This is a genomic window from Sphaerotilus montanus (assembly GCF_013410775.1).
In the GTDB taxonomy this organism is placed as follows: domain Bacteria; phylum Pseudomonadota; class Gammaproteobacteria; order Burkholderiales; family Burkholderiaceae_C; genus Sphaerotilus; species Sphaerotilus montanus.
Genome location: NZ_JACCFH010000002.1, coordinates 220,533 through 230,316 on the forward strand (window position 1 = coordinate 220,533; position 9,784 = coordinate 230,316).

A 9,784-nucleotide genomic window follows, 5' to 3' on the forward strand; every position below is an offset into this window, starting at 1 on the left:
ACATGGTTACCTCAACGAGGCGATCACGCCTGTCAACGGCGTGAGGCAGGTCGACTTGGCCAGTCGGCCGCGTCAGCATGGCCGTGCAGCACGTCACCCGATCAAGACAGCGCCCGCATGACGGCCTGGGGTTCCCGCTCGATCAGGTTCAGCAGCACCAGCGCTGCGCCCTGTGGCCGGCGATCGCCGCGCTCCCAATGGCGCAGGGTCGCCACCGAAAACCCGAACCGTGCCGCGAACTGGTCCTGGGTCAATCCCAGCCGCGCCCGCACGGCGGCCACGTCCACAGCGGTCGGCTCATAGATCTTGACGCCTGTGGCCTCGCCCCGCGCGTGGGCCGCCGCTTCCTTCAGCCCTTGGCGAATGCTCTCGAATGCTTTGCCCATGAGGGTTCTACCTTTCAAACCAGATTTGCACCAGAAGATCAACCAGGCCGGCCAACTCGTTGCATTCGGCCCGGGTCAGGTTCGCCCGTTCGTTCTTGGCGAACATCGTCAGCAGGTACAGCGGCATGGCGTCGCTGTGAACGTAGTAGATGACGCGCACACCCCCGCTTTTGCCGCGCCCGTCGCGTCCCCATCGCAGCTTGCGCACGCCACCTGTGCCTTCGATCAGATCGCCGGCCCGAGGGTGTGCAGCCAGGTACAGGATCAGATCCCGGCGATCGTCATCGGACAGCAGCTTGCCGGCTCGCTTCTGGTATTAGGGCAGTTCGGCAATGGTCAGCATGCATGGATTGTAATCCATTGGATTAGTATCATGCACCGACTCGCCACGTCATGACCTGCCCTGTTGGCAAGGCACAAAGCGCTGGCGAACCAGGGGCCATACCGTTCGCGAGGGCTTGACCTCAGCGCTTGCGCGGAAGCGCCCGCATGCCCCGTACGAGGTCCGCCGCCTGCGCCTTCACGTACACGGAGGTCACCCGCAGGTCCGCGTGCCCCAGCAGGCTCTGCAGGACTTGCGGCTGCATCTGCTTGATCGCCTCGTTGGCGAAGGTGTGGCGCAGCCAGTGCGTCGAGGCCCGGGTGAACTCGGCCGCCGGTGGCGCCCCTTCTCGCGTGGCCGCTTCGTTCGCGACGTCCCTGAAGAAGCGCCGCAGCAGCCCGTAGATCGCCGAGCGCTCCAGCGCGCCGTACCGATCGGCCTGCGCGGGGCGCTCCCGGTCCACGAACGGCACGCCGCGCGCGTCCATATCCCGCCTCGGCGGCGGTCGCCGCAGGATCCCGATCAGTGGCCGCCACCCCTGCAGGTGTTCGGCACGCAGGGCGTCCTGGAGCGCGTTGCCCATGGACCCCGATGCCTCTGCCCCTTGGTCGCCCGCTGCCATGCGCTCGCCCGCGGCCGTGGTCGGCAGGCTGTTGGGCACCTGCACCCGCTTGACGGCGTCCTCGAACCCTACCCCCGCAGCGTCCATGTCCGCGTGGTGCCGCTCCATCAGCGCCCTGATGTCGTCGAACACCATCACCGTGCGCAGCTTGCCACCCTTGCCGATCACGTCCAGCAGCCACGCGGGCTCCCCGTCCACCAGCTCCTGCCGCAAACCCTTCATCCGGGTCGTCGCCAGCTCCGACAGCCGCAGCCCCGTCGTGCTCGCGAGTTCGAGCAGCAACTGCAGCCGCCGCCGCGCCGGCGTGTCCGGCCGCTCCCGCAGCACCGCCATCGCGAACGACCACTGCGCCTCGTTCAGCGACCGGCGTACGTCGATGCTGGGTTTCACCAGCCCCAGCGTGCGGCCCAGACCGGACATCGCGTTGGCGCGCAGGTAGCCCTTGTCGTGCATCGCCGCGAACAGCCCGCCGAGCACCGCGAACTCGTGGCGCTGGCTGTTGCGGCCCAGCGGTCCCCGGAACGGTCGCCATGCGGCGTCTTCCCGGCGCACCTTGCGTGGCTGTACCCAGTCCGGCGGTGGCGCGGTGACAAACGCCTGGTAGGCCTGCAGGTCCGGCTCCTGCAGCGACGACAGCGCCTTGCGCCGCACCTGCAGGCACCAGCGGTAGAACCGCTCGGCGATGCGGGCGTAGTCGCGCCGGGTCTGGCCCTGGTAGCGGCTCAGCCACTGCTGGATGGCCTGCACGTCGGTCTGTGCGCCCCAGACGTTGGTGTCGGACGCGCGGAAGAGGCCGTCGCGTCCGGAGAGCGTGTCCGGGAGGGCCACGTCCATGACCGGGATCGCGACCGGCATCAGCGGATCCGTGCCACTGGCCGGATCAGCTAGGTCCGTCACCGGTGCCCGCGTCAGATCGCGCTGGCGCAGCCGTGCGAGGTCGCTCTCGGGCCGCAGTGCCGAGTCCCGAATCGCCTGGTCCCCCTGCTGCGCGATGGGCACGAGCCACGCCACGAGCCGCGCGGCGCGCACCGCGCCCAGTCGCGACACCGTGCGGTGCCAACGAAAGCCCTGCAGGTTGATGTACCGCACCAGGTCGCCCAGCGACTGCACCCCTACCCGGGCCAGCTCGCGCGGCAGGCCCGCACCCAGCCAGAACCCGGTCTCGTCGTCCAGCCGCGCTTCGCGGGCCAGCACGCGCTCCAGGGTGGCCAGCGCTTCGATCACGGTGCGGCGCTGCGCCGGGGTCAGGCGTGGGGTCACCTCGGGGTGAGCGGTCTCGGACAGGCGGGCGTGGACCGTGGCCGAGAGGGCAGGGGCGGGCTCAGGGGAGAGGGCGGGCATGGATGCCGACGCCGACGCTGGCGGTGCGTGACCGAACACCTCCCCATAGAGGTCGATCCACTCGGCCTGGGTATAAAAATCTTCGTCGATACCCGAGGCGCCGCACTGCGCGGACCGCCAGTCGTCCAGGGAGGGGGCGGCAGAGGTGGCGGCGGTCAGCGGCAAGGTGTCTCGCCGTGACCCTCGTGCGGGCACGAAGTCCGGCAGCGCGCGCAGCGCTGGCAGCGCCACCGCCAACTCGGCCGCGCACACCTGCCGTGCCCCCGCGTGCTCGATCGCCTCGACCACCTGGCGCAGGCGGCTGACAAAGTGCCGCCGGTCGCTCGGGCCGCCCGAGAACGCGAGGTAGCGCGTCCAGGCCTGCTCCAGCTCGACGCCATCGAGCAGCGCGCGCAGGAACGCGAAGTGGTGACGCCCGAGGTGGCCCGCGTGTTCGTGCAGCAGCTTGGTCTCGGTGCCGCGTGGACGGCCGCGTGGGCGGTTTGGCGTCACGATCACCCGGCGAGGGTCTCGACCTCGAAGCCCACGATGTTGCGGTCGACTCGGCTGAACTCCACGCCGATCAGGTGGATCGACTCACCCCGGCCGCGGTACTTGTCCGCATAGCCCCGGTCGCGGATCTGCGCGAGGGCCTTGCCCTGGGGCACGAGTTCCACCACCTTGAACTCGAACACCCACACCGCCCCGCCCGCCAGCACCGTCATGTCGATGCGGCCCTTGTTCGTCGAGTCCTCGACCCGGATATCGAGCCCGAGCGCGGCGAAGTGGCTGTAGAACACGCTGGCCCAGTAGCCCTCGAACTGGGCAATCGGACTGTTGCGGTACCAGTCGTTGGGAATGCTGGCGAAGAAGGCGTGGAACAGCTCGCGCAAGGCCGCCACGTCACCGGCCTGCAGCACGCGCCACAGTCGACTGATCTGCGCCTCGGAGGCGGCGGCGTCGCCCATGTAGCGCTTGAGCAGGCTGTCGTTGAGGCTGGCCTCCACCTCCAGGTTCGGGTACTTGAGCGTGAACTCCATGCGCCCCGGAATGGCACGCACCTGGCCGATGGTCAGGTAGCCGGCCTGGAACAGCAGGGCCTCGGGCTGCATCGTGTCCACGTCGAAGGTGGACAGCAGGGCCTCGCTGGCCACGATGCGACCCAGGTCCGGGGTGAAGATCCGGCGCTCGGCCAGCAGGTTGACCAGGAAGGTGGGCGTGCCCGTCTCGAACCAGTAGGGGTGGAACTCGCGCCGGTCGAACAGCCGCAGCACATCGAAGGGGTTGTAGACACTGGTGCCGCGCCAGTTGTAGCCGTTGTACCAGCGCCGGATCTCCTCGCGGTCCAGCCCTGGCAGTTCTGGTGCGAAGACGGTGTCGATGTCCTCATCGGTGTAGCCACACAGCGCGCTCCAGCGCGGGTCCAGCGTGATGTCGACCAACTGGTTCAGGCCCGAGAAGATGCTGACCTTGCTGAACTTGGACACCCCGGTCAGGAAGACGAACTTCAGGTGCGGATCGGCCCCCTTGAGCACCGAGTACAGGTTGCGCAGCCCGTCGCGCATCTCCGCAGCCCTGGCCGGATCGGTGAGGTTGTCCAGAATGGGCTTGTCGTACTCGTCGACCAGCACCACCGCCGGCGCACCCAGCGTCCGGTGGGCCTGCTCGATCAGGTCGGCCAGGTCATCGGCCGTGTCGTCAGGGTCAATGTCGGTCGGACGGGGCAGACCCAAGGCGGCGCGATTGCGGCGCAGGTTGCTCTGGATGCGCCGGTCCAACTCAGCTCGGCTCTTCAGCATGCCATCGGCGAAGCTGATGCGGATGACCGGATGGCGCCGGGACCAGTCCCAGCGGGTCTCGGCGACCAGCCCCTCGAACAGCGCGCGGTTGCCCTCGAACAGTTCCTTGAACGTGTCCACCAGCAGGCTCTTGCCGAAGCGGCGGGGACGGCTCATGAAGAAGTACTTGCCTGAGTTGAGCAGATCGATCGCCAGGCCCGACTTGTCGACGTAGTAGTGGCCCTGCTCGCGGATCTCACGCAGATTCTGGATGCCGACGGGCAGCTTCTTGCGGGGCAGTGCGGGGGCGGCGGGGGTCATAGGGCAAGTGTAGTAGGGCGAGCCGCTGGCGAGACACCGCCCAAGCCGGGAAGTCGCGCCGAGCGTGCTCAAGGCCTGTCACGTCGGCTGGCCGGGGCCGTGCCGCCTCTGCGGGGCTCAAAAACCATCCCTGTCAATCCGCCAGGTACGCGATGAACCAATTTTTCTGACACCCTGAGAATGTTTATTATCAGGGCGTTAGTTAGTGATGAAAAATGTCGGCGCCAGGCGTAGCCCCGCTCACGCAACTGAATTTGATGCTGCTTTGCAAGACAATTTGATGCTATCGACGCCGGGCAGCCGCAGATGGCGACCTTGCGCGGCCTCATGGTGCCGCGACACCGCCATGACGCCAGCACCGACGGCATTGCCACAACCCGCGCCGTCAGCCTGCAAGTCATTGAATTCACGGCAATTCCTAGGGTCAGGAGGTGTGGGCGCGCCTCGGTGAGTTCGGCTGCACAGCCTGGTCGTTGGGGATCGGCCGGCACACCGGCTGCTGTGCATACCCAGTCCCTCGCGACCCGACAGCAAGCGTCAAATTTGCTTGAATCGCCCATCAAGCATCATTTTTACTTGCCAAGTAGCATCATCTTTCGGACGCGGTCTGGAGCCTACCTCTCTCTGAGGGTCGACCGTATCGATAGCATCAATTTCGCTTGTGCGAGCGATCTTACTTGTGCAAGCGAAGCGCACCCTCCCAGGTGCGCTCACATCACGCCTCAGGCAAAAACTCAGCCGACAGCACCTGCTCCATCGACCACGGGCAGTCGTCCGGGAAGTTGTCCAGTCCCGTTTCTTCGACCGCTTTGGTCACCGCATCAGACCATGTCCCTGCCAACCAGTCAGCATCGCTCAGCGACGCCTTGAGGCTGGGGGTCTGACGCATCGCCGCCGCAATGGCCTTGCGTTGCTCCTTGATCGTGCGGCTCCAACTGCTGCCTCGCCGGCCGGGTTGGTACTGCCACTTCAGGAGGTGCGCCAACAGGACTGCCATGCGGCTCGCCAGTTCGCGCTTTTCGCTCTTGCCCACGTCCTCGATCTCCTCGGCGATGTGCTCGATGTCGAGCGCCGAGAGCTGGCCCGAGCGCAACAGCGCGGCTTGCTCCATCGCCCAGGCCACCACGTCCTTCTCGTACGGCGTTCCCATTCGGGCCTCCTTCTGTCAGGTCCAAGCGCGCATTGTCGGCCATAGTTCAACTCCCGAGCGCCTGTCGGACCACGCCAGCGAGTTCACGCACCTGCGGCTCGTTGAGCATAGTGTTGTGGTTGCCCGCCACCCACTGTACATGCACCGGGAAATGCGCGTGGGGTTGCCAGTCCCACTGCGCGTCGTCGAGCAACCAGGCCGGTGTGTCGTGATGCCGATCACTTGCACGCAGCGCCCACACCGGTGCCTGTACCCTCGCGCCGGGCTGGTAGCGTTCGTGGTTGTCCTCAGCTGTTTCCCAAACCCGGAACAGCGTGCGCACCTGCTCGACCCCGACGCTGGCCGGTACGATCTGGCGTTGCCACAGTCGCTGCACGATGCACTGCCAGCGGCTGTCCTCGTCAGGCAGTGCCTCCAGCATCGCTTCGGGCAGGTCGAGTGACTGCTCAAAAGCGGCTTCTAGCGAATCGATGGCGTCCATCATCCGCTTCAGAGCAGAGCGGCCTCGGCGTTGCTGATATGCCTGCGCCGGCGTACTGGGCGTTGCATCAAGTAAGACAAGCTGCGCGACACATTGCCCCTGCTGTTCCAGTTGACGTGTCATCTCGAACGCTACACGTGCACCGCTGGAGTGCCCCAGCAGACGGTATGGTCCCTCGGGCTGGTGAGTGCGCAGTGCTGTGACGAGCTGGCGAGCGTGGGCCTCGACCGAGTCAGGCAGGCGCTCGCCAGGACCGATCCCCGGCGTCCTGCAGACCGAAGACGGGTTGCTCGGCGCCGAGGTGCCGCGCCAGGGTGTGGAAGTACAGCACCTGACCGCCGGCACCGGGCAGGCAGTACAGCGCCGGCCGGTGACCGGTGGGTTGAATCGGTACGACGTGACGGGGTAGATCGGCCTGCGGGGGGGCATCGAGATGATCGGCGAGCTGGGCGACGGTGGACGAGCGGAACAGCACCTTCAGTGGCAGTTGCTGGCCGAAATGCTGCTGCACGCAGGCCAGCAGTCGAATTGCCAGCAGGGAGTGGCCACCGAGATCGAAGAAATTCGCATCAATGCTGATCGGGCGCACGCCGAGCACCTGTTCCCACAGTCGGGTGAGGTGGACTTCAGTCAGAGTGCGTGGGGCGAGGTGATGAGTGCCGGAGACCTGATCAGGCTCGGGCAGTGCGCGGCGATCGACCTTGCCGTTGGGGGTCAGCGGCATGGCCTGCAGCACCGTGACGGAGGCCGGCACCATGTACTCGGGCAGGCGGCTCTTGAGCCAGACCTTCAGCTCGGACACTTCGACCGCAGCGCGGAGAATAACGTAGCCGGCCAGGGCCTTGACCCCCGCGCGCTCGCGCAGCACCGCCGCCGCTGCACTTACCGCCTCGTGGGCGCTGAGTGCAGACTCGATCTCACCGAGTTCGATACGGAAGCCCCGCAGCTTGACCTGGTGGTCAATGCGGCCCAGGTACTCCAGGTTGCCGTCCGGCAGCCAGCGTGCCAGATCCCCCGTGCGGTATAGCCGCTCTGTCTTGCCAAGGACGTCGGCGGTGATGAACTTCTCCGCCGTCAGCTCCGGCCGGTTCAGGTAGCCCCTCGCCAAGCCCGCTCCAGCCACATGCATCTCCCCCGCCACACCCGGCGGCACCGGGTTGAGATGGCGATCGAGCAGGTAAATGCGCAGGTCCGGGATGGCCCGTCCGATCACGCTCGATCCCCGTGTCACGCTGTGGCGGTCCAGCGCATGGTAGGTAACATGCACGGTCGTCTCGGTGATGCCGTACATGTTGACCAGTTGTGGCTGCACGTCGCCGTGCCGCTCGAACCAGGGCCTCAGGCTCGCAAGCTCCAGCGCCTCACCACCGAAGATGATCCACTTCAGTGAGAATCGTTCGAAAGTACAGGCGGTATCGGCTTGGATGAGCTGCAGGAAGGCCGAGGGCGTCCTGGTTGAGCACCGTGACCTGCTCGTCGAGCAGGAGCTGGCGGAACAGGTCGGGGCTGCGGCTGACCAAGTAGGGCACGATGACCAGGCGGCCGCCGTGGGCGAGAGCGCCCCAGATCTCCCAGACGGAGAAGTCGAAGGCGTAGGAGTGGAACAGGGTCCAGGTGTTGGTGGGGCCGAAGTGGAAACCAGGCTTCGGTGGCGGAGAATAGCCGGCTGATGTTGGCGTGGGTCATCAGGACAGCCCTTGGGGGTACCGGTGGAACCGGAGGTGTAGATGACGTAGGCGAGGTCGTGTGGCGAGGCCTGGCGAGAGGGGCGGGAGACGGGCTGGCCGGCCCAGAGGACGGGCTGGTCGAGCTGGAGCACGGCGGCCTGGCTCGGGGGCAGGCGATCGAGCACGGCGCTGTGCGAGAGCAAGACCGGCGCCTTGGAGTCCTGAACCATGAAGGCGAGGCGCTCTGGCGGATAGTCGGGGTCGAGGGGGACGTAGGCGCCGCCGGCCTTGAGGATGCCGAGCAGCCCCACGACCATCTCCAGGGATCTGGGCACGCAAAGCCCGACGAGGGTGTCGGGTTGGATGCCTTGTTCGATGAGGGCGTGGGCGACCTGGTTGGCTTGTTTGTCGAGTTGGGCGTAGCTCAGGGCCTGGCCCTCGAAGACCACGGCGGTGGCGTCAGGGGTCTGGTCCACCTGCCGCTCGAAGAGATCGACGACGGTGAGGTCCTGCGGGTAGTCGGCCTCGGTCCGGTTCCAGGCGAGGAGCTGCGCCTTGTCATCCTGGGTGAGGATGTCGATGGCCTGCAGCGGCGTGTCAGGCTGTTGCGGTGACGACTTGGAGCGCCTGCTCGAAGTGGCGGGCCAGGCGCTCGATGCGAGCCTGGGTGAACAGGTCGGAGGCGAACTCCCAGTGGCAGAGGATGCCCTGGGGGGTTTGCTGCGCGCTCAGGGTGAGGTCGACCTTGGCGACACTGCTGGACTGCTCGACCGGGGTGATCTGGAGCCCGTCGAGGTCGAAGTCGGCTGCGTCGTTGTTCTGCAGGACGAACATGACTTGGAACAGCGGAGCGTGGGCGAGGCTGCGCTCGGGGCTGAGCGCTTCGACGACACGCTCGAAGGGCCAGCGCCTGGCGGGCGAAGGCGCCCAGCGCGGTGTGGCGGACCTGCGCGAGCAGCTCGGCGAAGGGCTGCTGGGGGTCGAGGTGGCTGCGGAGGACGAGGGTGTTGACGAACAGGCCGACGAGGTGCTCGGTCTGGGCGTGCTCGCGGTTGGCCACGGGCGTGCCGACGCTGATGTCGGACTGAGCGCTGTGGCGGTGCAGCACGAGCTGCAGGGCTGCCAGCAGGGTCATGAAGACCGTCGCTCCTTGGGCGCGGGCGAGCCGCTCGACGGCCTGGCTCAGCGCGGCGTCGAGGGTGCGGGAGAAGCTGGCGCCGCGGTAGCTCTGCTGGGCGGGGCGGGGGAAGTCGGTGGGGAGTTCGAGCAGGGCGGGGGCGCCCTGGAGCTGCGCGACCCACCAGGCGAGCTGGGCGGAGGCGGCTTCGCTCGTGCTCCAGCGCTGCTGCCAGGCTGCCACGTCGCGGTAGGCCACGGGAAGAGCGGGCAGGGGCCGCAAAGCCGGGCCTCGCCCGCACGAGCGAGCGGTACAGCTCGGCCCACTCGCGCACCAGCACGGCAATCGACCAGCCGTCGCGATGCTGTGGTGCAGGTTGAGCAGCAGCACGTGCTCCAGCGGTGCCGCCGCAGGCGCAGCCGACCTTGAACAGCGGGCCGGTGCGAGGTCGAAGGGGGCCTGGGCGTGGCGCGGCCAGCCGCTCGACCTCGGCCTTCTGCGCCTCGGGGGCGAGGTGTTGCAGGTCGACGAGTTCGAGCGGATCCCACGGTGCGCACTCGTGCAGGCGAGCCTGACCCGAGGCATCGACGGGGAAGCTCTGGCGCAGGCTGGCCTGGCGC

The 9,784-nt window shown here is 67.3% G+C and carries 8 protein-coding genes and 1 pseudogene; all 9 read right to left on the minus strand.

Features of this window, described 5'->3' with window-relative positions:
• Window positions 1–101: 101 nt before the first annotated feature.
• Entirely contained in the window at window positions 102–386 is a 285-nt protein-coding gene (locus BDD16_RS22690) for a helix-turn-helix domain-containing protein (RefSeq protein WP_179636400.1), read from the minus strand.
• Window positions 387–393: 7 nt separating this feature from the next.
• Entirely contained in the window at window positions 394–594 is a 201-nt protein-coding gene (locus BDD16_RS23160; RefSeq protein WP_310732894.1) for a type II toxin-antitoxin system RelE/ParE family toxin, read from the minus strand.
• Between the two features lie 256 nt (window positions 595–850).
• Entirely contained in the window at window positions 851–3,163 is a 2,313-nt protein-coding gene (locus BDD16_RS22700) for a phage integrase family protein (RefSeq protein WP_179636401.1), read from the minus strand.
• Window positions 3,164–3,165: 2 nt separating this feature from the next.
• Window positions 3,166–4,749: an ATP-binding protein gene (locus BDD16_RS22705; RefSeq protein ID WP_179636402.1), complete on the minus strand. Its 1,584-nt coding sequence runs from the start codon at window positions 4,747–4,749 to the stop codon at window positions 3,166–3,168.
• A gap of 715 nt (window positions 4,750–5,464) precedes the next feature.
• Window positions 5,465–5,899 carry a DUF29 domain-containing protein gene (locus BDD16_RS22710; RefSeq protein ID WP_179636356.1) on the minus strand — a complete coding sequence of 145 codons (435 nt, stop codon included), beginning with the start codon at window positions 5,897–5,899 and terminating at the stop codon, window positions 5,465–5,467.
• A gap of 46 nt (window positions 5,900–5,945) precedes the next feature.
• On the minus strand, window positions 5,946–6,725 hold the full coding sequence (locus BDD16_RS22715; RefSeq protein ID WP_179636403.1) for a thioesterase domain-containing protein: 780 nt from the start codon (window positions 6,723–6,725) through the stop codon (window positions 5,946–5,948).
• Window positions 6,613–8,523 (minus strand): non-ribosomal peptide synthetase, encoded by a 1,911-nt coding sequence (locus BDD16_RS22720; RefSeq protein ID WP_179636404.1) that lies wholly within the window; start codon window positions 8,521–8,523, stop codon window positions 6,613–6,615. The genes BDD16_RS22715 and BDD16_RS22720 overlap by 113 nt, the downstream gene beginning before the upstream one ends.
• 121 nt (window positions 8,524–8,644) lie before the next feature.
• On the minus strand, window positions 8,645–8,881 hold the full coding sequence (locus BDD16_RS22725; protein ID WP_375139103.1) for a condensation domain-containing protein: 237 nt from the start codon (window positions 8,879–8,881) through the stop codon (window positions 8,645–8,647).
• A 121-nt stretch (window positions 8,882–9,002) separates the two neighbouring features.
• Window positions 9,003–9,749: pseudogene (locus BDD16_RS23455) on the minus strand (condensation domain-containing protein); the annotation flags it as partial.
• Window positions 9,750–9,784 lie beyond the last annotated feature (35 nt).